We start from the raw sequence: 23,374 nt of genomic DNA on the forward strand, positions 1-23,374 counted from the left end.
CCGCGACCCGCGGCAGGCTCTACCCGGCAACGTCACGGGAGGCAGCGGTGGCGCTGAGCTCGGAACAAGGAAATCGGTTCGCCGACCTGCTCAAAGGTCATGAGGACACGGTTATCGCGTCCTGGACCGATGAGATCTCAAGAACCGTCCGCGGCCGCCTGAGCCGGGCTGAGCTGCAGCGTCAGACCTCGGAGCTGCAGAAGGGCTTCCAGACCGCGCTGAGTGGCGGGGCGTCGGACCTCAACGACGACGCGGCCGCCGAGCTGCGAGCTCAGCTCACGGAGCTCTCGAACACCCGGGCGCGGCAGGGCTTCACTGCCAACGAGACCGCGGTCAGCGTCTTCGCGCTCAAGGAAGCCGTGTTTCAGGTCATCAAGGGTGGCGAAGATGCGGATACGGCCACGCTGCGGGACTACATCGGCTTCTCGGCGTTCGTCGACCGGGCAGCCCTGTTTACCTTTGACACCTATGTCCGGATCCGCGAGGAGCTGATCGCCGACCAGGCGGAGCAGCTGCTCGAGCTCTCCACCCCGGTGGTCAAGCTCTGGGAGGGCGTCGTCGCCGTGCCGCTGGTCGGCACGCTGGACTCCGCCCGTGCCCAGGTGGTCATGGAGCGGCTGCTGCAGACGCTGGTCGACACCGGCTCGCCGTACGCCATCATCGACATCACCGGTGTGCCCGCGGTCGACACCCAGGTCGCGCAGCACATCCTCAAGACCGTGGTGGCCGCCCGGCTGATGGGCGCCGACTGCATCATCTCCGGCATCCGCCCGCAGATCGCCCAGACGATCGTCGCGCTCGGCATCGAGTTCGGCGACATCGCGACGAAGGCGTCGCTGGCGGATGCTCTGCGTCATGTTCTGCGGCTGACCGGCACCAAGCGGCAGGAGCGCTAGTGGAGCGTGTACCGGTTCTGAAGATCGGCGACATCCTGCTGGTCTCGATCCAGATCGACATGGAGGACCAGGTCGCCCTGCAGCTGCAGGAGGACCTGGCCGACAAGATCGTCTCCACCGGCTGTCACGGCGTGATCATCGACATCAGCGCGCTGGACATCGTCGACTCGTTCGTCGGACGCACCCTCGCGACCATCGCCTCGGTGTCGAAGGTGCTGGACGCCGACACCGTGGTGGTCGGCATGCGGCCCGCTGTCGCGATCACCCTGGTCGAGCTCGGGCTCTCGCTGCCCGGAATCCGGACGGCGCTCAACGTCGAGCTCGGCATGAAACTGCTCGCCCAGGAGCGGGAGCGCTACGAGCTGGACCTGGAGGACGAGGACGAGGAATCGGCGGTTCCCACGCCATGACGACGTGGGACGGCGCGGCCGCCGCCGAGCGGGTCGCGATCACCTCGGACCAGGACGTGGTCCGGGTGCGCCAACTCGTCCGCACCCTCGCCGTGGCCGTGAAGCTGTCGCTGGTCGACCAGACGAAGATCGTCACCGCGGCCAGTGAGCTCGCCCGTAACACGCTCGTCTACGGCGGAGGCGGCAACGCCGAGGTTTCCCGGGTCGACAACGGGCGCAAGCCGGGAATCCGGATAGTGTTCGCCGATGAGGGGCCCGGAATCCCCGATCTCGACCTGGCACTGACCGACGGTTACACCACCGGCGGCGGAATGGGTCTCGGGCTTTCCGGTGCACGACGGCTCGTCGACGAGTTCGAGATCGACACCGAGGTGGGTAAGGGTACGACTATCAGCGTGACCAAGTGGTGCCGATGAGCGGAGGCGCAGTGGCGTCAGTTCCCGAGGGCCTGCTCGATGAGGGCATCTGGTTCCGGGTCGAGGACGCGAGCACTGCCGCCGCCGTGCGCCGGGCCGCCGAACGGCTCGCCGCGGAGCTGGGCATCTCGGAGCGGGACACCGCGGACCTCTCGATCGTCGCCGCCGAGACCGCGGGCAACCTGGTCAAGCATGCCGACGAGGGCGTGCTGCTGGTGCGGCCGGTCCGGGTCCGGGAGCGCGCCGGGGTCGAGCTCGTCGCGATCGACCGGGGCCCCGGCATGGCAGACGTCTCCTACTCCGTCGGCGACGGGCATTCCACCGCCGGCACCCTGGGGATAGGGCTCGGCGCGATCCTGCGCCAGGCGACCTGGTCCGATCTGCACTCGATGCCCGGCAAGGGCACGGTGCTGGCCGCCCAGGTCTGGACCGGGCGACAGGCCGAGCCGACCTGGGCGAGCGGGTTGATCCGTCCCATCAACGGCGAGAGGGTCAGCGGCGACGCCTTCGCGGTCCGCGAGGTCGACGGGCGGCGTCAGGTGCTGGTCTGCGACGGCCTCGGTCACGGTCCGCTGGCGAACGCCGCCTCGCAGGCCGCGGTGCGGACGTTCCACCTGACTCCGATCGCGCCTCCCGCCGCGGTCGTCGAGGCGCTGCACCGGGCCCTGGGGCACACCCGCGGCGCCGCGCTCGCCGTCGCCGAGCTGGATGCCGACCGGGCCACGCTGCGATATGCGGGTCTGGGCAACATCTCCGGCACGATCCTCAACCCCGACGGCACCCGCCGGGGTCTGGTCTCGCTGCCGGGCATCGCAGGGCATCAGAAGCGCCAGATCAGGGAGTACGACTACCCGTTACCGCCGGAGTCGGTGCTGCTCATGCACTCGGACGGTATCGTCGACCGGTGGAGCCCCCTCGACTATCCCGGGTTGCTGACCCACTCCCCGCTGGTCATCGCGGCGACCGTGCTCCGCGACGCGGGCACCCGTCGTGACGACGCGGGCGTGCTAGTGGCGCGGCTGCCATCATGACCGAGCCGCTGATGCGGACGAGGATCCGGGTGGAGCAGGACGTCTTCGCCGCCCGGCAGCTCGGCCGCGAGGTGGCACGGGAGGTCGGTCTGGTCGATCAGGACCAGACCCGGCTCGCCACGGCGCTCAGTGAGGTGGGCCGGCTGATGGTCGCCGCCGGACGCGATGCCGACGTGGCGTTCACCGCGAGCACGGACGGGGTACCAACCCTTCTGGTAGAGATGGCGCATGCGGTGTCGGGGGACGCGGAGCGCCTGGCGTCGCAGCTCGTCCAGGTGCGACGCCTCGTCGACACGATGGAGGTAACCGATGACGAGCCCGGCACAGTGGTCCGCATGTCCCGGCGCTTGCCCGCAGGCGCTCCAGTTCTGAGTCACGACCGTATGGACGAGATACGAGAACGCCTCTCCGGCCACGTGCCGGGGACGCCGTTCGACGAGCTGTCAGTGCAGAACCAGCAGCTCATCACGGCACTCAACGAGGTGCGCGCACAGCGTGACGACCTGGCCCGGCTCAACGCCGAGCTGGAGGAGACGAACCGCGGCGTGATGGCGCTCTACCACCAGCTCTCCGACGAGCTGGAGGAGACGAACCGCGGCGTGGTGGCGCTCTATGCCGAGCTGGACGAGAAATCGGTACAGCTGCGGGCCGCCAGTGAGGCGAAGAGTCGATTCCTGGCCAACGTCAGCCACGAGCTGCGCGCTCCGGTCACCGCGATCATCGGTCTCGGCCGGCTGCTCGCCGACGATGCATCCGACGACCTCACCTCGGAGCAGGAGCGCCAGGTCGAGCTGATCCGTGGCTCGGCAACCGACCTGCTGACGCTGGTCAACGATCTGCTCGATCTCGCCAAGGCCGAGGCCGGCCGGATCGAGCCGAACTGGTCCGATGTGGACCTCAAGGCGATCTTCGGTCAGCTACGCGGCACGATGCGCCCGCTCGCGACGCGACCCGAGGTGGAGTTCGTGGTCGAGGAGCCGGCGGTCGCGACGATGCGCTGCGACGAGGTGCTGCTCGCCCAGGTGCTGCGCAACCTGCTGACCAACGCGATCAAGTTCACCGCGAAGGGCTCGGTACGCCTCAGCATGGAACGCGCCGGCCGGGATGTGCGCTTCACGGTCGCGGACACCGGCGTCGGCATCCCTCCCGAGCTGCAGGAACGCGTCTTCGAGGAGTTCTACCAGGTGCCCGGCAGCCACGCGCTGAGCGGCAAGGGAACCGGCCTGGGCCTGCCGTACGCCCGCCGCCTCGTCGCGATCCTCGGCGGCGCGATGCGCGTCACCTCCGTGCCGGGCGAGGGCAGCACATTCATCGTCTCGCTGCCCGCCGGAGAAAACCCGCCGCACCCCGGAGAAAACCCGCTGCCCTCCGCAGAGAACATCGGCGAAGGCCGGCCCCGATGACCCCAACGGCCACCGTCCTGGTCGTCGACGACAGCGCCACCAAGCGTTATCTGCTGGTGAGCTGGCTGTCGCGGGCCGGCTTCACGGTGGTGGAGGCGGAGACCGGTGGTTCGGCGCTGGAGATGCTCCGCGAGACCGCCGTGGATCTGGTCGTGCTGGACGTGAAGCTGCCCGACATGAGCGGCTTCGAGGTGTGCGAGCAGATCAAGACCGACCCGGAGTACGGCGTGCTCCCGGTCATCCACGTCTCCGCGCACGCCGTCGACGTGGTCGACCGCACGCAGGGCCTGAACCGGGGCGCGGACGCGTACCTCGTCGAGCCGATCGAGCCGGACGAGCTGATCGCGACCTCCCAGGCGGTGCTGCGGTACTACCGGGCCCGGCAACGCGCCGAGTCGCTGGCCGCCCGGATGGTCAAGCTGGCCGAGACCACGCTGGCGATCAACTCCGCGCCGACGCTGCCCGGCCTGCTGCAGGCCGCGGCGGACGGTGCCTACGAGATCTTCGGCGGTCCGATCGTGGTCGTCACGGAGACCGTCGAGGGTGATGGTCTGGCCGCGATCGCGACCTCGGGTCCGGCGACGGTGCAGCCGTGGACGGCCGAGGACCATGACACAGCAGTGGGTTCCACCGTACGCACGGACGAGCCCGCCGCCTGGCCCCTGGTCGACTGGCCCGAGGGCGAATCCGTCGCGGTCGCCTCGGCCCGGCTACGCACCGACCGCACCCCGGTCTATGTCGCCGTCCCTGCCAGCTCGCAGAGTCCGGGCTTCCCCGTGCTGCGCCAGCTGTCCCAGGCGGTCGCGGCGGCCGTGGAAGCGCAGCGCTCCTTCGACGAGGAGCACCGGATCGCGGTCACGTTGCAGCGCAGCCTGCTGCAGTCGCGCCTGCCCGACGTGCCGGGTCTCGAGCTCGCGGTGCGCTACGAGCCCGCCGGCGCGCAGACCGAGGTCGGCGGCGACTTCTACGAGCTGACGATGCTCGACGGCCGCCTGCTGGTGGCGATCGGCGACGTGGCCGGCCACTCACTGCACGCTGCCACAGTCATGGCCGAGCTGCGCCATGCGGTCCGGGCGTACGCCGTCGAGGGCCATCCTCCGGGTGCGGTGCTCGAACTCGTCAACCGCTTCATGCGTACGGTGCTGCCGACCGAATCAGCGACCGTCTGCCTGCTGACGCTGGAGCCTGACACCGGCCGGGTACGCCTGGCCAGCGCGGGCCATCTCCCACCGCTGCTGCACATGCCGGATTCCGGCGCGGGTTTCCTGACGCCGCGCGGTCCCCTGCTGGGTATCAACGCGCCCCGGCCGGCGGATCTCGAGTTCACCCTCCCCCCGGGCGGCACGCTGGTCCTCTACACCGACGGCCTGATCGAGCGGCGCGACGCGGACATCGACGTCGGCCTGAAAGCGCTCGCCGAGTGCGCGGCGGAGGTCGAGCCGAGCCTGGACGCGTTCTGCCGGCGGCTCCTGGATCGTCTCGCGGTCGCCGAGGACCAGGCCGACGATATCGCCGTCGTGGCGCTCCGCCGCCGCCCCTGACGCTTATCCTGGACAATCCGGGCATAGCGGAAAGCGAGGCGAGCACCATGACGCACGAGGCACCGGCGGTTCCCGAAGAGGCGAAGTGGGCGCTCGCCGAGGCCAAGAAGGAAGCCATGGCGGTCGCCGCCGGCTGGTTCCGGGCCTGGCCCAGCGGCGACGAGCGCTGGTCGGTGGTCAACATCCGCGCCGCCACCCAGGTGATCGTCAACCACAGCCGTGAGGACGAGCGCCACCCCGACAGCTGGACCGTACGCGCCCTGTTCGGCGACAAAGCCGTGGAGTTACGCGTCGGCCCGTACGACAACAAGGAACAAGCCATCTGGGTAGCCCACGCCGTCCTGAACCTGGCCTTCGCTCCCGATCCCGCTTAAGCGGACGCCTGCAGCGAGGTGACCGCCTCCATCGCCGCGACGAACGCGTCGACCTGTTCCCGGCTGGTCCGCGGCATGCAGATCAGGTGGCTCTGACCGATCGTGTCGTTCGCCAGCGGCCACCGCTGCTGAATGCTCGTCGGCGGCGTCGGGAAGACCACCGTGAAGGCCCACGGGTGCCGCCAGGCCGGCCAGCCGACGGCATTGAGCCGATTCTCCGCGTACGCGGCCAGCCGCCGGGCGGCGTGCGCCTGCGCCCGTAACCCGTGCTCCCCCTGCGTGGCGACGGTGTACCACATCATCGCGGTCGGCAGCCCGTCGATGCTGCCGACCGGGGTGTCGTCGATGGCCGAGATGTAGGAGACACGCTCGCTACGGCGGCCGGCGGCCTTGCGACCCACGATCAGGCCACCGACCCTCGGCGTACCCAGAAATTTGTAACCGCTGAGCGAGATCGAATCGACCCCCTCGGTGACCAGTGCCCCGTCGAGCGCGAGCGGGATGGCGCTCAGTGCTCCGTCGCAGTGGACATACCGGTCCTCGATGCCTCCTGCATCGAGCACGGCGTGAACTTTGCCCGGATCGTCGACGGCCTCGGTCATGGTCGTGCCCGCCGTCACCGTGATGATGGCCGGGGCTCCGGGGCGCAACTGCTCGGCGAGATGCCCGTAATCCATCTCGCCGTACGCGTCGGTGTGGATCCGCACGGCCGGGATGTTCAACTCGTGCAGCATTTTCGGGACGCTGTAGTGGGCGGCCGCCGAGTAGTAGGCGACCGCCGTCGTCATGCCGTGCTGCGTACGCGGAAAACGGTCCCGCGCGATGAGCAGGCCCGCGCGATTTCCCGCCGTGCCACCGGTGGTCGCGTTGCCCCACCAGTCGTCGCCCGGCAGGCCGAACAACCGTGCCGCCCAGGCGAGCAGCGCCCGTTCCAGGCTCTTGGTGTGATTACCGCCGGGCGGATTGGAGCCGGCACTGCCGATGTTGTTCCAGAGCACGTCCTGGAACCGTTGCATGGCGCCGAAATTGCCGGCCGGACCGGTCGGGAAGAACATGTGCCGTTCCGCCTCGCCGTCGCGCTGGGCGAGCGTGGCGCCGAGGACCTCGTCGACGTTGACGGGGTTGCCACTGATCAGGGAGGCGGCTTCGTCCAGCCAGGCGACGCCGGGATCCCCGGGCGGGGTGTTCATGAGCTCATCAGGACGTGATGCAGTTTCTCCAGCGCCTGCCAGATCAGGGTCTGCTCCAGCGAGGCGTTGAAGAGCAGCTCGTTGTCCAGCGTCGGCCGGTAGATGCTGTGCACCGGCCGGTTCGTGACGATCAGGTGCTGGCCGGAGCCGCCGCTCATCTGGGCCGCGCGCAGGAAGTACATGGCCGAACCGTCCTTGAGCAGCACGTAGCCCTGTCCGGCCAGGTTGAGCCCGTCGGCGCCGGTCACGGTGCGCTTGAGCTCGTGCCACGGCGCCACCGGGGTGTCCAGTGTGGAAATGGCGAGCCCGACGTACTCGGTCTGCGGGGTGAGCGGGTCACTGCGCAGGACCAGCCCGTCCATGGGCGTACGCGGATCCCACCGCTTCCCGGTGCGGTGCGCTGCCTGGATCTGCGCCCACGCATGGTTGGTGAGCGAGGTCAGCATGGCCGGCAGATCCTCGCCGCGGTGCTCCTCGTAGTCGAGGCGCGTCGCGGTGCTGAGCTGGAACGGCCGCGCCGTGCTGTCCACCGAGAACAGGATCAGTGCGTGCTCGCCGAGCGCGTCACGGGTGCCGATCCGGTCCGCCGCGTTACGGGCGTGCGAGGCGTTGACCTGGATGCTGCGGTCCAGCGCCCGGCCGCGTACCGAAGGGGTGATCGCATTGTCCTCGGCAGGCTGGGGTTGCTCGAAAGCCTGCGGGGCCGGCTGTCCCCAGGAGGGGGCAGCGGCCGGGGTGAAGTGGTGCCGCCCGGAACTCTGATAAGGCTGCTGGGTCACGACGTCGTCCTCAGAGTTCGATGTCCGCGAGCCGGGCCGCCGGCACCGCGTGCCGGTTGCCCTGCCCCTGGCCGATCTGCTCCCACACCTCGGGGCGCGAGCTGCGCAGATATCCGGCCCAGAACAGACCGGCGATCGCGCAGGCGACCACGACGGCCGGGATGATCAGCGGCACCGAGGAGCCCGGCGCGCTGCCCAGCAGGGCGTCCGCGTTGACCACCATCAGCACCAGCACCACGAGACCGCCGGCGACGCCGAGCCCGGGAGCGATCACGCGCTTCCAGCCGCTCGCCTGGGCGGGGCCACCCTCGCGCAGGTATCGCATCGCCGAGATCGACGTGAGGATCAGCAGGGTCATCAGGCCGAGCGCGCCAACCGTCGAGAACCAGGCGAACAGCGAGGCCAGCGGGTCGAGATCGAGGACGGCGAAGACCACGATCACGACGACCGCGATGCCGCTCTGGAGCAGGGATCCGCCGACCGGAGCACCCGTACGCGCACCGCGCCCGGTGCTGCCGACCCACCGTGGCAGCACACCCTCACGTGCCATGCCGAACCCGTAGCGGGCGGCGATCGAGTGCAGGGCCAGCATGGACGTGATGATCGCGAAGATCAGCACCATGGTGACGAACGGCGGCATGAGCGGGCCGTACTGCAGGTCGAACGCGTCCATCGGGTCCGGCAGACCGGTGGTGACCTGGCCCGGGCCGACCGCGACGCCGACCGCCCAGGCGACCACGGCGTAGACGACCACGAGCACCAGCAGGGCGACGGAGACGGAACGCCCGGGTCCGCGCGGGGTCCGGGCCTCCTCCGAGAAGCTGGCACCGGCTTCGAAACCCATGAGCGAGGCGAGCACGTACGCGGCCGCGCCACCGATGCCACCGGTGAGCCCGGCGGTGCTGAAGCCGTCCGGGTTGTAGTTGCCGGGCAGCGCCGGGTTCTGCACCGCGGCGATCACGAACATGACCACGACCAGCACCGACACGGCGAGCACCAGGGAGAGGACCACGGTCGAGCGGGTGATGCCGCTGCTGCCGAACGCCGCGATGAGCACGGCGACGATCAGCGCGCCCACCCACCACTTGCCGCCGAACGTGTCGGAGAGCTGAGCGCCGAGGAGGCCGTACAGCGAGGTCTGGATGCCGTTGTAGGCCAGGAGTGCGATGAAGCCGGCGGCAACCCCGGTGGATTTGCCGAGGCCCTTGGCGACCGCGGCGTAGTAGACGGCCGGGTGCGGAGCCTGGCGCGACATCTCGGTGTAGCCGACCGAGAGGAAGCCCACGACGGCACCGACGAGCAGGAACACCAGCGGCACGGCGAGCACGCCGGTGCTCGCGTACGTCGCCGGGATGCTGCCCAGCAGAACGACCGGCAAGGCGGACGCGGCGACGGCGAACACCCACATGGCCGGCGCGGTCATCGTCTTGCGGTCGAGTGCGAACGGTTGGTTTGTCATCGTCGGCTACCGCCCCCGCAGCTGGCCGAGATGTCAAGTTCTGGTCCTGTGTGGACGGTGGAGTCGGACGTAAAGGTCCGGCGGAACACGGGGGCCTCCGGGAAGAGTGGATTGTGGATCTTCGACGTTCGGCGGACACCTTACGACGAAAATGCTTCCCGGAGCAGCGGCTACGCGAAAGTAGTGTTAATCACGCTTTGAGATCATCCGTTATACGCGCCGTTTGGCTTTTTTGCCCATCTATCGGCGCAAAACGGGTCAGCCGGCGACGGCCAGCGAGTGGGTCACACGGCGCAGGAAATCCCTGTTCGAGCTGGTCGTACGCAGTTGCGCGAGCAGTTGCTGCAGCCCCTCACGCCGATCCTGCCCGATGAGAGCACGCCGGATCAGCGCGGCCGCGGCAAGCTCGCCCGGAGCCATGATCGTCTCGTCGTGCCGGGTGCCCGAGCTCGCCAGGTCGACGGCGGGGAACAGCCGCGACTCGGCCAGTCCACGATCGAGCTTGAGTTCGGCGTTCCCGGTGCTCTTGAACTCCTCGAAGATCACGGTGTCCAGCGCGGACCCGGTCTCGACCAGCGCGGTGGCGATGATCGTGAGCGAGCCACCGCCCTCGATGTTGCGGGCAGCGCCGAGAAAACGCTTCGGCGGGTAGAGCGCCTCGGAGTCCAGCCCGCCGGAGAGCGTGCGCCCCCGGCCACGGGCACTCAGGTTGTACGCCCGCCCGAGCCGCGTGATCGAGTCGAGCAGCACGACGACGTCCTCGCCGAGCTCGGCGAGCCGCTTGGCCCGCTCGATCGCCAGCTCCGCCAGCGCGGTGTGATCCTGCGGCGCCCGGTCGAACGTCGCCGCGACGACCTCGCCCCGGATCGAGCGGCGCATGTCGGTGACCTCCTCGGGGCGCTCGTCGACGAGCACCACCATCAGGTGCACCTCGGGGTTGTTCTCCGCGATGGCGTTGGCCACCTCCTGGAGCACGGTCGTCTTGCCCGCCTTGGGCGGCGCGACGATCAGCGCGCGCTGCCCCTTGCCGATCGGCATGACCAGGTCGATGACCCGGGTGATGAGCCGGTCGGGAGTGGTCTCGAGACGCAGTCGCTCCTGCGGGTAGAGCGCGGTCAGCTGGTAGAAGTCGGGGCGCCGGCCCGGTTTGCGGCCGTTGATCGTGTCGACCTTCAGCGCGGCCGGGCGGCGGCCGTTGAGCTCGGCGGATCCGGTGACGAGGTCACCGCGGCGCAGCCCGAGCTGCCGCACCTGGTTCTGGGAGACCGGGATGTCGTCCGGTCCGGGGAGGTAACCGTCGGCACGCAGCCAGGCACGGTCGTCGACGATGTCGAGAAATGCGGAAAAGTCCGTCACAGCGGAACTCCAAAAAGGAAGGTGGCACCGTGGCGGCGCCAAGATTGGGATCGCACGACCGGTCCAGTGACGCGGGCTGGTGCGAAGGGGTGAAGCTGGGAAACCCTGGGGGCGACTAGAGCCGCTAACACGCCTGGGCTTTCTGCAATGTACCACCTGTTAGCCATTTTCTGTCCATCTGAAACCGATAACTTCCGGAATCATGACGAACATCGATCGCCGGGCCTTCCTGCGCATGGCAGGACTACCGGCCGCCGCAGCGGCGATTCCGCTCGACCTCAGCAGGGCGCTCTCGATCCCGGCCCACGACCGGACGGGCAGCATCGCCGACGTCGAGCACGTCATCTTCCTGATGCAGGAGAACAGGTCTTTCGACCACTACTTCGGGACGCTGCGCGGGGTGCGAGGTTTCGCCGACCCGCACCCGATGCGCACCCCGAACGGGAAGACCGTGTGGCAGCAACCGCAGGCCGGTGGACCGGATCTGCTGCCCTTCCGCCCGGACGTGCCGAATCTCGGCCGGACGTTCCTGCCCGACCCGCCGCACGGCTGGAACGATGGCCACGCCGCCTGGAACAACGGCCGCCACGACCGGTTTGTTCCCAACAAGGGCGTCACCACGATGACCTACCACAACCGCGGTGACCTGCCCTATCAGTATGCGCTGGCCGACGCGTTCACCGTCTGCGACAACTATCACTGCTCGCTGCTGGGCCCGACCGACCCGAACCGCTATCACATGTGGAGCGGCTGGGTGGGCAACGACGGCCTCGGCGGCGGCCCGGTGGTCACCAACGCGGAGGCCGGTTACGACTGGTCGACGTACCCGGAACGTCTCGAGCGGGCCGGTATTCCCTGGAAGGTCTACCAGGACGCCGGCACCGGCCTGACCGCCGCCGGGTCGTGGGGCTGGACCTCGGACCCCTACATCGGTAACTACGGCGACAACGCGCTGCTCTACTTCCACCAGTATCAGAACGCCGCCCCTGGCACCCCGCTCGCCGACCGCGCCAAGACGGGCACGAACGTCAACGCGCTGGGCCGTGATCCGGAAGCGCTGCTCAGTGACTTCCGCCGGGACGTGAGCGAGGGCACGCTGCCCGCCGTCTCGTGGATCGTCGCGCCGGAGGCGTACACCGAGCACCCGAACTGGGAGCCCGCGTTCGGCGCCTGGTACGTCTCGCAGGTCATCGACATCCTCGCCGAGCACCCCGAGGTGTGGAGCAAGATGGCGCTCTTCATCACGTACGACGAGGAGGGCGGCTTCTTCGACCACCTCGCGCCCCCGACGCCGGGCGAGTCGACGGTGCCCACCACCAACGAGATCTTCCCGGGCAACGCGAGCAACCCGGCCGGCCCCTACGGCCTGGGTCTGCGGGTGCCGATGGTGGTCGTCTCGCCGTGGACCCGCGGTGGCTGGGTCAACTCGCAGCTCTTCGACCACACGTCGCTGATCCGTTTCCTCGAGGCGCGCTTCGCGACCGGCCGCCCCGACCTGGTCGAAGCTAACATCACGCCGTGGCGGCGGGCGGTCACCGGCGACCTGACCAGTGCGTTCGACTTCAAGACCCCGAACCGGTCGCGCCCGGTGAGACTGCCGGGCACGGCGGACTTCAAACCCGATGCTCTGGTACGCCACCCCGACGCGATCCCCGTCCCCCCGGCCGACCAGCGCCTCCCCCACCAGGAGAAGGGTGTACGCCCCGCCCGCGCGCTGCCGTACTCGCTGCACGCGGATGCCAGGGTCGCCGACGGCACGCTGACCGTGACATTCCGCAACACGGGACGCGCGACGGCGGTGTTCCAGGCCCGCTCGATGGCCGAGGACGAGGACCCGCGCAGCTTCACCGTCGAGCCGGGCAAGACGCTGACCGGCACGTGGCCCGCGACCACCGGCTACGACCTGTCGATCCACGGGCCGAACGGCTTCTACCGGGAGTTCCGGAGCAGCGCCCGCGCCGCCGCCGTGCTCGGGCTGCGCACCGACTACGACACGCGCGCGGAGAAGGTCGCCGTGACGTTGACCAATGCGGGATCGGGCCGGTTGCAGCTGACCGTGCAGGACGCGTACACCTCAAAACGGACAACGGTCTCGCTGCGCGGCGGTGAGAGCTCGCGCGAGTCGTTCGCGGTCGTCCGGAGCCGGGGCTGGTACGACCTGGAGATCACCGCGGGTTCGGAAGTCGTGTACCGCTGCGCCGGTCACCTGGAGAACGGCAAGGACAGCATCACCGATCCGCGGATGGGCGGCCTGATTCCGTAATCGCTGTCGGGCATCGGATATCGGAGGCGGTGCTCTCCGGTGCGACGATGCGCTGATGGGACGGGTGATCCTCGAGCGCGGGCGCGAGCTGGCCGAGCTGACCGTCGCCGTGCGGGAGGCAGCCGCCGGCGAGGGTTCGGTGGCGCTCGTCAGCGGCGAGGCCGGCATCGGTAAGTCCGTTCTCGTCCAGTCGGTGCGTTCGGTGCTGCCCGCGGGCGGGCGGTTGCTCATCGGTTACTGCGACGACCTCGGCACCCGGCGGACCCTAGGCCCGATCCGGGACCTCCTCGGCAGCGTCGGGCCGCGGTTGACCGAGGCGCTGACCGAGGGCCGGGACCGCAACCAGCTGCTCGACGCCCTGCGCGCCGAGCTGAACTGGGCCCGGCGGCCGACCGTGCTGGTCGTCGAGGATGTGCACTGGGCCGACGAGGCGACGCTGGATGCGCTGCGTTACCTGGTCCGCCGGGTCGCGGGGATGCCGGTCGTGCTGCTCCTGACCTATCGCGACGACGAGATCGACCGGACGCATCCGCTGCGGGACCTGCTCGGGCTGGTGTCGCGGGCCGAGCGGGTGCGCCGGCTGCCCCTGGCACCGCTCTCACCCGACGCTGTCCGGCAGCTCAGCGCGGCCAGCTCGCTCGACCCGCGCGAGGTCTACGAGGTAACGTCCGGCAATCCCTTCTTCGTCGTCGAGGTCGTGGCGGCCGGCGACGCCACGCATCCGCCACCGACCGTGGTCGACGCCGTGCTCGCCCGGATCAGATCGGTCCCACCGGTCACCCAGGACGCGCTGGAGCAGATCGCGGTCGTTCCGTCGGCACTGGACCGGTGGCTGGTCGACCGGATCGTGCCCGACGGGGTCGCGGCGCTCGCGACGGCCGAACGGCACGGGCTTCTCACGGTCACGCCGGGCCGGGTCGCGTTCCGGCACGAGCTCATCCGGCGGGCGATCGCCGACTCACTCCCGGCGTCCCGGAGGATCGTGCTCAACCAGCGGGTGCTCGCCGCGCTCACCGGGCGTGGCGGCAATCTGTCGGCCATCGTCCACCACGCGGCTTCTGCCGGGGATGCGGCGGCCATCGCCCGATACGCACCGCGGGCAGCGGAGGAGGCCGCGGCAGCGGGGGCCCATCGCGAGGCGGCCGCCCACCTGCGTCTCGCGCTCGACCACCGCACGGCATTTCCACCCGAAGAACAAGCAGACCTCTTCGACGGGTACGCGGTGGAGTGCTACACGATCGGCGAATCCGCCCTCGCCGTCGACGCCCAGACCACGGCGGTCGCCCTGCGGCGGGAGCTCGGTGATGCGCGGCGGCTCGGGGCGAGTCTGCGGTGGCTGTCCCGGATCGAATGGCTGTGCGGGCACCGGCAGGCAGCCGAGCAGGCCGGGGCCGACGCGATCGAGGTGCTCGAGGGCGCGGGTGACGATCGGTTGCTGGCCATGGCGTACAGCAATCAGTCCCAGCTGCACGTGCTGGCCGAGCGGAACGCCCTGGCGATCGAGTGGGGTGAACGGGCCGCCCAGCTCGCGCGCGGGCTCGGTGACGCGGCGACGATCTCCCACGCGCTCAACAACGTGGGGCTCGCGCGGTGGGACATCGGCGATCCACGCGGGCGGCCGGTGCTCGAGGAGGGGCTGCGGGTGGCGCTGGACGCCGGTGAGGTCGAGCACGCGCTCCGGGCGTACGTAAATCTGATCTGGAACTTGCTGGGTGATCTTCGCTTCGTCGACGCCGAGCGCTTCGTGACCGAGGCGATGGCCCTCGCCGACTTTGCCGAGCACCGGATGTTCCTGACCTACCTGACCGTTGAGAACAGCATGTTGCACGAGGCCACCGGCCGCTGGGACGAGGCGATCCGCTCGGCCCGGGCCGCCACGGACGCGTCGTTGTCGGCTCGCAGCCCCGCCTATGTCGTCCTGGCCCGCATCGGTACGCGACGTGACGAGCCCGGCGCCGCCGAGTTGGTCGCCCGGGCCTGGGAAACCGCCGAGGTGCTGCAGGAACTGCAACGCGTGGGGCCGGCCGCGGCGGTCCGCGCGGAGGCGCATTGGCTGCACGGCGGAGATCCCGGGGCGGTCGACGCGCTGGAGAACACCTACGCCGAGGCCTGCCGGTTGAACGCCGGGAAACTCCGCAGCGAACTGGCCTTCTGGATGACCCGCTTCGGCAGAACGATTCAGGACGAACCACCGGATCATCCGTACGCGCTGCAGGCCACCGGTCAGTGGCGCGAGGCTGCCCAGGAGTGGGCCGACGCTGGTTGCCCCTACGAACACGCCGCCGCCCTGGCCGACAGCTCCGACCCGGCCGACCTCCTGACCGCGCTCGCCGAGCTGGACAACCTCGGCGCCGAACCGCTCGCCAAGCGGGTGCGGGGCCGCTTACGGGAACTCGGCGTCGCCCGCATCCCGCGCGGGCCGGTGGAGGGGACACGGCGCAACCCGGCAGGCCTGACCGACCGGCAACTGCAGGTGCTGCGGCTGCTCGGGGAGGGGCTGACCAATGCGGGGATCGCTGAGCGGCTGGTGGTGTCCGTGCGTACGGTCGACGCCCATGTCGCCGCCGTCCTCCTCAAGCTCGGGCTGCACAGCCGGCGGGACGTCACCGCCCGCGCCACCGAGCTGGGTGTACTGCCCGCCCGAAGTAGGTAGGTCCCCGCATCACCTAGGTGACGACTGCCGATTCCGGGACCACCCGCCGGGGCGTCTCCTGGACCCATGCCAACTTTTCCTGGACTCACCCATGTCGCTGTCACCATCTCCGACCCGGCCGTCAGCGTGCCCTGGTACACCCGGCTGATCGGTGCTGACCCGGTCCTCGACGAGGACACCGGCCCGTTCCGGCACATCGTCTTCGTAATCGGGGAGGACAACCTGCTCGGGCTGCACGTCTTCCCGAGCGGCCTGCGCGACGACGGCGACTTCCACCCGTACCGTCGCGGTCTCGATCATGTCGCTTTTGGCTGCTCCAGCCGCTCTGAGCTGGAGAAATGGCAGCGCCGCCTGGATGAGCTCGGCATCGCGCACGGTGGGATCGTCGAAGCCCCCTACGGCTCCGGCCTCTCGTTCCGCGACCCCGACGGCATCGCCCTGGAGTTCTTCGCCGCCGTCTCTTGATGTGAGCCGGTCAGCCTTCTTTCGGTCAATTTTGAGGAACCGCTCTTAGGCTCGGTGCATGGAGCGTCCCGTGATGACGGTGCTGCCGTCTTCGGAGCCATCGGAGTTGTCCGACGAATCGGACAGCTCCGATTCCGCGCCGAAGCGTCAGTGGAACACCCCTGAGCTGCGCCGACGTGTGCTGCTCGGGGTGATCCTGGCGTGGGCGCTGGTGATCACCGTCGTCGTGTTCACCCGCGGCGACGACACCCCGGCCGCGGTCGCGCCGAAGCCCGCGCCCACCCCGTCCGCCTCGCAGGGCCCGCTGAGCACGGCCGACGTCTATCAGACACTGCTGCCCTCGGTGGTACGGATCCAGACAACCCGCCGTGGCACGTCGACCCAGGCGAAGAACATGACCGAGTCGGCGATCGGCACCGGCGTGATCGCCAACGCGGACGGCTCGATCCTCACCGCCTTTCACGTCGTCGACGGCGCCACCGCGATCAGGATCAGCTACACCGACGGCACCGAGACGACCGCCAAGGTCGCGAGCTCCGACCCCGCGCAGGACATCGCCACGCTGACCCCGGCGCAGCTGCCGGAGACACTGGTGCCCGCGGTGCTCGGTGGCGGCCCCGCGGTCGGCGACACCGTGGTGGCGATCGGCAACCCGCTCGGGCTGACCATGAGCACCAGCAGCGGTGTCGTCTCCGGTCTCAACCGCACGATCTCCGGCGACGGGCCCGAAGGCCTCATCCAGTTCGACGCGGCCGTGAACCCGGGCAGCTCGGGCGGACCGCTGATCAACGACCGCGGCGAGGTCATCGGCATCGTGGTGTCGCTCGCGAACCCGACGGATGCCGGCACCTTCATCGGTATCGGGTTCGCCGTGCCGATCGGGTCCGCCCTGGGCGCGGGCGGCGACGGCACCGGCCAGGCACCTCCCCTTTGAGGCCTCTAGGAAGGACTGCTGCATGAGTTGGAACGACGCGGGAACCCCGGCAGCTGCCGCGGGCCCGATCGAAAAGGTCCTCTACGAGGTCAAGAAGACCATCGTGGGTCAGGACGTGCTGCTCGAACGGCTGGTCGTGGCGCTGCTCGCCCGCGGGCACATCCTGGTCGAGGGCGTGCCCGGGCTGGCCAAGACGCTCGCGGTGAAATCGCTCGCGGAGGCGATCGGCGGCGACTTCCACCGCGTGCAGTTCACCCCCGACCTGGTGCCCGCCGACATCCTCGGCACCCGGGTCTTCCACCAGCCCACCGGCGAGTTCCAGGTGTCGCTCGGGCCGGTCTTCACCAACCTCCTGCTCGCCGACGAGATCAACCGGGCGCCGGCCAAGGTGCAGAGCGCGCTGCTGGAGGTCATGCAGGAACGCCAGGTCACCATCGGTCGCGAGACGCACAAGGTGCCCAACCCGTTCCTGGTCATGGCGACCCAGAACCCGATCGAGTCCGAGGGCACCTATCCGCTGCCCGAGGCGCAGGTCGACCGGTTCATGATGAAGGTGGTCATCGGCTACCCGACGGTGACCGAGGAGTTCGTGGTGGTCGAGCGGGCCCTCGCCCCCGCCGCCGTGATCCAGAAGATCATCGACCCGGAGATCCTGGTGGGGCTCCAGCAGGCGGCCGACCAGGTCTACGTCGACCCCTCCCTCATCGAGTACGCCGTCAACCTCGCGCACGCCACCCGCGACCCCGCGAAGGTGGGCCTGACCGACCTCGCCAAGTACGTCACGTTCGGTGCCAGCCCGCGATCGTCGATCAGCCTCGTGCTGGCCGGGCGCGCGCTCGCCTACCTGCGCGGCCGCGAGTACGTAGTGCCCGAGGACCTCGCCGACCTGGCCCTCGACGTGCTACGGCACCGCCTCGTGCTCTCCTACGAGGCCCTCTCCGACGAGATCACCCCGGACATGATCCTGGGCAAGGTGCTGGCGAACCTCTCCGTTCCCGAGCCCGCCGGCCGGGGCCGCTGAGCCATGACCTCGGCCCCCGACCGGCTGCTGCGGCGCCTCGAGTGGCGTCTCGGCCGCCGCCTCGACGGGCGCCTGCAGGGCGCCTACCGCACGGTGTGGCACGGCACCGGCATCGACTTCACCGACCTGCGCGCGTACACGCCCGAGGACGACGTCCGGCACATCGACTGGAACGTCACGGCCCGTCTCGACGAGCCGTTCGTCCGGCAGTACACCGAGGACCGCGAGCTGACGGCGTGGCTGGTCATCGACCGGTCGGCGTCCATGCGGTTCGGCCAGGGCGCCGGGAAGGAGTCCATCGCGACAGAGCTCGCGGTGAGCCTGGGGCGGCTGGTCACCCAGGGCGGCAACCGGATCGGCGCGATCCTCTACGACAACGGCAACCACAAGATCATTCCGCCGCGTACGGGTAGAGATCAGATTCTGCGTATCACCCACGAGCTGTTGCGTCCTGTTACGCCGGGCACTCCGGGCTCCTCCACCGACTTGTCCGCGATGCTGCAGCTCGCCGCCGTCACCACCTTGCGCCGGCGCAGCCTGGTCTTCGTGATGTCCGACTTCATCGGTGACCCGGGCTGGGACCGCCCCCTGGCGATGCTCACCCATCGCCACGAGGTCGTCGTCATCCGCGTCGTCGACCCCGCCGAGCTCGAGCTCCCCGACCTCGGCCTGATCCTGGTCGAGGACGCGGAAACCGGTGAGCAGATCCTCGTCGACACCAGCGATCCCCTGCTCCGCGGCCGCCTCGCCACCCAGGTCGGCGCCCGCGAGGACGAGCTCGCCGAGGGCATGCGACGGGCCGGCGTCGACGCGCACCGCATCACCACCGACCAGGACCTGCTCACCGCTCTGGTCGGCATGGTCCAGCGATCCGGACGGGTACGCCGATGAGCTTCCTCTACCCGATCGTGATCGCCGTCGCGGTGCTGGTCACCGGGGTAGCGATCTACGGCTACGTCACCCTGCAACGCCGGCGGACCCAGGCACTGACCGCGGCCGGGTTCGGGGTGCTCGCCGGGGGCGGGTCACGGCGGGCGGCATTACGGCGCCATCTTCCGTACGCCCTCCTGCTCGCCGCCCTTCCGATCATGCTTGTCGGTCTGGCGCGTCCCCAGGCCGAGCTGTCCGTGCCCCGGGTCTCGGGCACCGTGGTGCTCGCCTTCGACGTCTCCAACAGCATGTCCGCCAAGGACGTGCAGCCGACGCGGCTCGGTGCCGCCCAGGCAGCCGCTACCGACTTCGTGAACGACCAGCCGGACACCGTCGACGTCGGCGTCATGCTCTTCGGCGACCAGGCCCTGCTCACCCAGGCGCCGACCGCCGACCACACCGCGTCCGTCGCCGCGATCAAACGCCTCAAGCCGGGTGGCGGCACCTCCCTCGGCCAGGCCATCCTCGTCGCCCTCGGCACCGTCACGGGAAAACCGGTGACAGCGGACTCCACCTCCACCGATCTTGGCTACTGGCCGTCCGCGACGGTCGTGATCTTCTCGGACGGTCAGGAGACCGGGGGCCCCGACGCCGAGGCGGCTGCTGAGCTCGCGGCCGCGGCGGGCGTACGCATCCAGACCGTGGGGGTTGGCACCGCGAAGGGTGCCACCGTCGAGGTGGACGGCTACCAGCTGAACACCGCGCTCGACGAATCCCTGCTCACCACGGTCGCGCAGACCACCGGCGGCGCGTACCAGGCAGCCGGCGACGCAGCCGCCCTGGACAACACCACCAAGTCGATCGACCTGCGCCTGACCACCGAGAAGAAGCCGGTCGAACTGACCGCGCCGTTCGCCGGCGCGGCCCTCCTGCTGCTGTTCGCCGGCGGTCTGCTGGGCACCCGCTGGCACGGAAGGATCGTCTGATGTCGTTCAGCTGGCCGTGGGCCCTGCTCGCGCTGCTGGCGGTGCCGCTGCTGCTGGCCCTGCGCTGGTGGCTGAACCGCCGCCGCAAACGCTCCGCGATCACCGTGTCCAGCATCGCCCTGATCCGCGCGGCCCTCCCGGGCCGCACCGCCTGGCGCCGCAAAATCCCGGTCTACCTGTTCCTGACCGGGCTGCTCGCCCTGGCCGTCGGCGCGGGCCGCCCCCAGGCCTCCCTCTCGGTCCCGGCCAACAACACCTCGATCCTGCTGGCCATCGACGTCTCCGGCTCGATGTGCACCACCGACATCGCCCCCAACCGCCTCGCGGTGGCCAGCGACGCCGCCCGCGAGTTCATCAAGGCCCAGGACGACGGCACCAAGATCGGTCTGGTCGCCTTCTCCGGCATCTCCGGCCTCCTGGTAGCCCCGACCACGGACAAGAACGCCCTGCTCGACGCGATGGACACCCTCAAGACCGCCCGCGGAACAGCCATCGGCCAGGCCATCCTGACCTCCCTGGACGCCATCGCCGAAAACAACCCCGAGGTCGCGGCCACCGGCATCGACCTGACCGACACCCCACCCAACACCCTCGGCGACTACGTCCCGGACACCATCGTCGTCCTCACCGACGGCGCCAACAGCACCGGCGTAGACCCGGTCACCGCCGCCGAACAGGCAGCAGCCCGCCACGTCCGCGTCTACACCATCGGCTTCGGCACCACCCAGCCCGCCCAGATGGTCTGCACCCCCGACCAGGTCAGCGGCGACTCCTTCATGGGCCGCGGCAACCGAGGCGGAGGCGGCTTCGGCGGAGGCGGCCGCAACCAGCAAATCGACGAACAAGCCCTCAACTCAGTAGCCGACCTCACCGGCGGCCGCTACTTCCGAGCCGAAGACGCCGACCAACTCAACGACGTCCTCGGCGACCTCCCCAAGGAATTCGGCCTCCACAAGCAGAACGTCGAGATCGCCGCCTGGTTCCTCCTGGCCGGCTTCCTCTGCGCCTTCACCGCCACCGGCCTCTCCCTCTGGTGGAGTCGCCCCCGCCTGACCTGATCGATATCGGTCAAATACCCCCAAGGGGGACGACTCGGCCCGACCCTTGGGCATAACCTCATAACCCCGCCGGTGATCCGAGATGCCCGCGGCGAAGTGAGGAGTCCGGCATGCGCTCCCGTCCGACGCCGAGCAGTGCGATTGACCCTGCCGATGAAAACTCCTCGCCTTCCAGCACCCGGCTCTGGTGGCTGACGGCGCCGGTCGTGGCTGCCCTGGCCACCGTCGCCGTCGCACTGATCACCAACGGACCATCACTGGCAGGCCTCTTCACCGACGCGAGCCCCACCGCATCCCCATCCGCCGGTCCCACCGCGGACACGCCAAAGGTCCCGGAACCCTCGGCAACGAGCTCACCCGAAGCCAAAGCCGACAACGAAGCGGGACCAGGCGACCGAACGAAAATCACCGGCAACGACAACCACGACGGTGGCGTGATCATCGGCGGCGACGGAGAGGTCAACACCAGGATCAACTCACGCGTAGAGGCCGACGCCAGCACCCACCTGACGATCAACAACAGCAACGCCTCACTGGTGGCACCCGAGGCATTCAAAACACCCGCTCCAGCCAAGGCGCCCGCCTGCAGGGGCTACCCGGTCACCTTGAGCGCACCGGGCTCCCCGGCCCCGCCGACCTTCCTCGTCAAAGTGCAAGTCGCCTGCGCACCGCGCGAGGGCTACACCTACCTCTTCGCGGTCCAGATCGACGACGTCGGTGAGCACCACACCACGAACACCCACCCGAAAATCCTGTCCGACTCCTCGTACACATATCAATCCCAGGTAAAGAACACCACCAAGCGGACCTACCTGGTCTACGCCATCCCGGACACCGCAGCGCCGGACATCACATCAATGATCGAGTCCGACAAATACTGGTACGAGGGCCCTCCCCCATTCGAAATCGTCGCCAACCCCATCCCCGTAAAGCCCCAACCCTGACCCGCGCCACATGGGAGCACCGAAAGGAACAACTCAAGCCATGGACACAGTCACGACGCTGACCGCAACGACGCTTCAACTCTCCGAGGTCGTCGCCCGCCAAGACAGCCCTGAATGCGATCGGCACACACCGACGCGTAGCCCTCAGCGACATCTTGACCCACCGCCAACAGGGCATCCCAGTGCCAACGCCAGGCCTACGAAGCCATGATGGCCGACCAGGACGATCTAGGCATTCACGAATAGGCTCGCGCTAATCGACGACCGGTTCATAACCGAAGCCGGCGTGCGGCGCCAGGGCTACCAGGCGGTCGAGGACCGGTTCGGTGTTGGGGCCCCACATCTTGGAGACCACCCAGGTTCGGTCCTGGTCGTGCAGGGGCGAGTCGAGGAACCAGCGGCCGAGGCGTTTGGGGTTGCCGGGGTAGGTGGCCAGGAATGCCTGGGCCAGGTCATCGCCGGTGAGGGTTCCGTCGACCGACAGGAATCTCGAGCGGGGTATGGCCGTGGTGAGCTGGTGGGCGGTGATACCGGCCTGGTGCAGGGCGGTGGCCATGGTGAGGATCGCCCAGCGTTTGCGGAGGGGGCCACTGCTGCCTTCAGGCGTGGTGACCTCGTACTGGGTCCAGTCACGGCCATCGGTGCTCGCATGCCGGGCTTGCGTCTGCTTGCGGCGTATCTGGACGGTCAGTTCGCTTGCTTCCGGCAGCGGAATGATCTGCTGTATGTCGAGCAGCAGCCGCTCGCCGACCTTGTACGGGATGAGTTTCACGCAGCGGATGTCCACGCCGTACACGTCTGACAACCAGAGGACGGTCGTGGTGATCTCGCGGTCGAAGCCGGCCGCCACCAGAACCAGGCGGACTTCGCGGCTCAGGACCGCGTCCTCGCCGCCCGCGTCGTCCAGGAAGTCCGCCAGCCGGGTTCGCGCTTCGTCGACGGCTACCGGCTCCACCTGCGCGAGGTAGCGCTCATGATGTTCGACGAGATCGTCGAAGGTCATCACCGATACCATCGCGGCATAGCGGAGGGCCTGTAGTTCCAGATGGCCACCATCGGTGGTGCGCTTGAGTTCGATGACAACCAGGCGGCCGTCGCGGTCCACGCCCAGGAGATCGATGCGTCGCCGGGCATCGGTGAAGGCGCCAAATTCTTCCGCTACGACCATGACACCGTCGACGATCATGTCTATGCGGGCTCGTAGCAGTCGCTGCAGATCGGCGCGTTCAAGGACCTGTTCGGCTGCGAAAGTGGTCGACGGCACCGGTTCCAAGACGTCAGGGGTCATCTCGAACAGCGGCATCCGGCCATCATGTCAGCGCACT

21 protein-coding genes are annotated in these 23,374 nt (G+C 69.2%); 16 read left to right on the forward strand and 5 right to left on the reverse strand.

Annotated features, from left to right (window positions below):
- Positions 1-47 precede the first annotated feature (47 nt).
- From Aco04nite_RS42180 to Aco04nite_RS42210, 7 genes are read left to right on the forward strand one after another with little or no spacing between them, the layout of a single operon-like run.
- Complete coding sequence (locus tag Aco04nite_RS42180; protein WP_213002775.1) at positions 48-896, forward strand: STAS domain-containing protein; 849 nt, start codon at positions 48-50, stop codon at positions 894-896.
- Positions 896-1,306 carry an STAS domain-containing protein gene (locus Aco04nite_RS42185; protein WP_213002776.1) on the forward strand — a complete coding sequence of 137 codons (411 nt, stop codon included), beginning with the start codon at positions 896-898 and terminating at the stop codon, positions 1,304-1,306. The genes Aco04nite_RS42180 and Aco04nite_RS42185 overlap by 1 nt, the downstream gene beginning before the upstream one ends.
- Positions 1,303-1,722: an ATP-binding protein gene (locus Aco04nite_RS42190; protein WP_213002777.1), complete on the forward strand. Its 420-nt coding sequence runs from the start codon at positions 1,303-1,305 to the stop codon at positions 1,720-1,722. Before Aco04nite_RS42185 ends, Aco04nite_RS42190 begins: the two co-directional genes overlap by 4 nt.
- Positions 1,719-2,753 (forward strand): SpoIIE family protein phosphatase, encoded by a 1,035-nt coding sequence (locus Aco04nite_RS42195; protein ID WP_213002778.1) that lies wholly within the window; start codon positions 1,719-1,721, stop codon positions 2,751-2,753. The genes Aco04nite_RS42190 and Aco04nite_RS42195 overlap by 4 nt, the downstream gene beginning before the upstream one ends.
- Entirely contained in the window at positions 2,750-4,156 is a 1,407-nt protein-coding gene (locus Aco04nite_RS42200) for a sensor histidine kinase (protein WP_213002779.1), read from the forward strand. The genes Aco04nite_RS42195 and Aco04nite_RS42200 overlap by 4 nt, the downstream gene beginning before the upstream one ends.
- A complete protein-coding gene (locus Aco04nite_RS42205) occupies positions 4,153-5,697 on the forward strand; it encodes a fused response regulator/phosphatase (protein ID WP_213002780.1) in 1,545 nt (514 codons plus the stop codon). The genes Aco04nite_RS42200 and Aco04nite_RS42205 overlap by 4 nt, the downstream gene beginning before the upstream one ends.
- Positions 5,698-5,744: 47 nt before the next feature.
- Positions 5,745-6,071 carry a hypothetical protein gene (locus Aco04nite_RS42210; protein WP_213002781.1) on the forward strand — a complete coding sequence of 109 codons (327 nt, stop codon included), beginning with the start codon at positions 5,745-5,747 and terminating at the stop codon, positions 6,069-6,071.
- Here Aco04nite_RS42210 and Aco04nite_RS42215 read toward each other — a convergent pair.
- The 4 genes from Aco04nite_RS42215 to rho form a co-directional block, all read right to left on the reverse strand.
- Positions 6,068-7,261, reverse strand: coding sequence for a PLP-dependent aminotransferase family protein (locus Aco04nite_RS42215; RefSeq protein WP_213002782.1), 1,194 nt, complete (start codon positions 7,259-7,261; stop codon positions 6,068-6,070). The genes Aco04nite_RS42210 and Aco04nite_RS42215 overlap by 4 nt on opposite strands.
- Positions 7,258-8,040 (reverse strand): hypothetical protein, encoded by a 783-nt coding sequence (locus Aco04nite_RS42220; protein ID WP_213002783.1) that lies wholly within the window; start codon positions 8,038-8,040, stop codon positions 7,258-7,260. The genes Aco04nite_RS42215 and Aco04nite_RS42220 overlap by 4 nt, the downstream gene beginning before the upstream one ends.
- A 10-nt stretch (positions 8,041-8,050) precedes the next feature.
- On the reverse strand, positions 8,051-9,499 hold the full coding sequence (locus tag Aco04nite_RS42225) for an APC family permease (protein ID WP_213002784.1): 1,449 nt from the start codon (positions 9,497-9,499) through the stop codon (positions 8,051-8,053).
- A 258-nt stretch (positions 9,500-9,757) separates the two neighbouring features.
- Complete coding sequence (gene rho / locus Aco04nite_RS42230; protein ID WP_213002785.1) at positions 9,758-10,855, reverse strand: transcription termination factor Rho; 1,098 nt, start codon at positions 10,853-10,855, stop codon at positions 9,758-9,760.
- 202 nt (positions 10,856-11,057) lie between these two features.
- Between rho and Aco04nite_RS42235 the strand changes: the two genes are divergently transcribed.
- From Aco04nite_RS42235 to Aco04nite_RS42275, 9 genes are all read left to right on the forward strand, one after another.
- Entirely contained in the window at positions 11,058-13,118 is a 2,061-nt protein-coding gene (locus Aco04nite_RS42235) for a phosphocholine-specific phospholipase C (protein ID WP_213002786.1), read from the forward strand.
- Positions 13,119-13,173: 55 nt separating this feature from the next.
- A complete protein-coding gene (locus tag Aco04nite_RS42240; RefSeq protein ID WP_244876691.1) occupies positions 13,174-15,771 on the forward strand; it encodes an ATP-binding protein in 2,598 nt (865 codons plus the stop codon).
- Between the two features lie 66 nt (positions 15,772-15,837).
- The gene (locus Aco04nite_RS42245) at positions 15,838-16,236 is read left to right on the forward strand and encodes a VOC family protein (RefSeq protein ID WP_213002787.1); all 399 of its coding nucleotides are present in this window, start codon (positions 15,838-15,840) and stop codon (positions 16,234-16,236) included.
- 58 nt (positions 16,237-16,294) lie between these two features.
- Positions 16,295-17,170, forward strand: a complete 876-nt coding sequence (locus tag Aco04nite_RS42250; protein WP_213002788.1) for a S1C family serine protease — start codon at positions 16,295-16,297, stop codon at positions 17,168-17,170.
- 22 nt (positions 17,171-17,192) lie between these two features.
- Entirely contained in the window at positions 17,193-18,191 is a 999-nt protein-coding gene (locus Aco04nite_RS42255) for an AAA family ATPase (RefSeq protein ID WP_213002789.1), read from the forward strand.
- 3 nt (positions 18,192-18,194) lie between these two features.
- A complete protein-coding gene (locus tag Aco04nite_RS42260; protein WP_203836756.1) occupies positions 18,195-19,082 on the forward strand; it encodes a DUF58 domain-containing protein in 888 nt (295 codons plus the stop codon).
- A complete protein-coding gene (locus Aco04nite_RS42265) occupies positions 19,079-20,047 on the forward strand; it encodes a VWA domain-containing protein (protein WP_213002790.1) in 969 nt (322 codons plus the stop codon). Before Aco04nite_RS42260 ends, Aco04nite_RS42265 begins: the two co-directional genes overlap by 4 nt.
- Positions 20,047-21,105, forward strand: coding sequence for a VWA domain-containing protein (locus Aco04nite_RS42270; protein WP_213002791.1), 1,059 nt, complete (start codon positions 20,047-20,049; stop codon positions 21,103-21,105). The genes Aco04nite_RS42265 and Aco04nite_RS42270 overlap by 1 nt, the downstream gene beginning before the upstream one ends.
- Positions 21,106-21,215: 110 nt before the next feature.
- Entirely contained in the window at positions 21,216-22,049 is an 834-nt protein-coding gene (locus Aco04nite_RS42275; protein WP_213002792.1) for a hypothetical protein, read from the forward strand.
- 253 nt (positions 22,050-22,302) lie between these two features.
- Here Aco04nite_RS42275 and Aco04nite_RS42280 read toward each other — a convergent pair whose 3' ends face one another.
- Positions 22,303-23,352, reverse strand: coding sequence for a PDDEXK family nuclease (locus Aco04nite_RS42280; RefSeq protein ID WP_213002793.1), 1,050 nt, complete (start codon positions 23,350-23,352; stop codon positions 22,303-22,305).
- Between the last annotated feature and the right edge of the window lie 22 nt (positions 23,353-23,374).

It is taken from the genome of Winogradskya consettensis (assembly GCF_018332715.1).
GTDB classification, from domain to species: domain Bacteria; phylum Actinomycetota; class Actinomycetes; order Mycobacteriales; family Micromonosporaceae; genus Actinoplanes; species Actinoplanes consettensis.

What these genes read in the sequence shown, in the direction of transcription:
- Aco04nite_RS42245 (WP_213002787.1), top strand. Translation starts at nt 15,838, where the DNA reads ATGCCAACTTTTCCTGGACTCACCCATGTCGCTGTCACCATCTCCGAC.
- Aco04nite_RS42275 (WP_213002792.1), top strand. Translation starts at nt 21,216, where the DNA reads ATGCGCTCCCGTCCGACGCCGAGCAGTGCGATTGACCCTGCCGATGAA.
- Aco04nite_RS42225 (WP_213002784.1), bottom strand. Translation starts at nt 9,499, where the DNA reads ATGACAAACCAACCGTTCGCACTCGACCGCAAGACGATGACCGCGCCG.
- Aco04nite_RS42255 (WP_213002789.1), top strand. Translation starts at nt 17,193, where the DNA reads ATGAGTTGGAACGACGCGGGAACCCCGGCAGCTGCCGCGGGCCCGATC.
- Aco04nite_RS42260 (WP_203836756.1), top strand. Translation starts at nt 18,195, where the DNA reads ATGACCTCGGCCCCCGACCGGCTGCTGCGGCGCCTCGAGTGGCGTCTC.
- Aco04nite_RS42240 (WP_244876691.1), top strand. Translation starts at nt 13,174, where the DNA reads ATGGGACGGGTGATCCTCGAGCGCGGGCGCGAGCTGGCCGAGCTGACC.
- Aco04nite_RS42200 (WP_213002779.1), top strand. Translation starts at nt 2,750, where the DNA reads ATGACCGAGCCGCTGATGCGGACGAGGATCCGGGTGGAGCAGGACGTC.
- Aco04nite_RS42195 (WP_213002778.1), top strand. Translation starts at nt 1,719, where the DNA reads ATGAGCGGAGGCGCAGTGGCGTCAGTTCCCGAGGGCCTGCTCGATGAG.
- Aco04nite_RS42235 (WP_213002786.1), top strand. Translation starts at nt 11,058, where the DNA reads ATGACGAACATCGATCGCCGGGCCTTCCTGCGCATGGCAGGACTACCG.
- Aco04nite_RS42250 (WP_213002788.1), top strand. Translation starts at nt 16,295, where the DNA reads ATGGAGCGTCCCGTGATGACGGTGCTGCCGTCTTCGGAGCCATCGGAG.
- Aco04nite_RS42280 (WP_213002793.1), bottom strand. Translation starts at nt 23,352, where the DNA reads ATGCCGCTGTTCGAGATGACCCCTGACGTCTTGGAACCGGTGCCGTCG.
- Aco04nite_RS42265 (WP_213002790.1), top strand. Translation starts at nt 19,079, where the DNA reads ATGAGCTTCCTCTACCCGATCGTGATCGCCGTCGCGGTGCTGGTCACC.
- Aco04nite_RS42210 (WP_213002781.1), top strand. Translation starts at nt 5,745, where the DNA reads ATGACGCACGAGGCACCGGCGGTTCCCGAAGAGGCGAAGTGGGCGCTC.
- Aco04nite_RS42205 (WP_213002780.1), top strand. Translation starts at nt 4,153, where the DNA reads ATGACCCCAACGGCCACCGTCCTGGTCGTCGACGACAGCGCCACCAAG.
- Aco04nite_RS42215 (WP_213002782.1), bottom strand. Translation starts at nt 7,261, where the DNA reads ATGAACACCCCGCCCGGGGATCCCGGCGTCGCCTGGCTGGACGAAGCC.
- Aco04nite_RS42190 (WP_213002777.1), top strand. Translation starts at nt 1,303, where the DNA reads ATGACGACGTGGGACGGCGCGGCCGCCGCCGAGCGGGTCGCGATCACC.
- Aco04nite_RS42270 (WP_213002791.1), top strand. Translation starts at nt 20,047, where the DNA reads ATGTCGTTCAGCTGGCCGTGGGCCCTGCTCGCGCTGCTGGCGGTGCCG.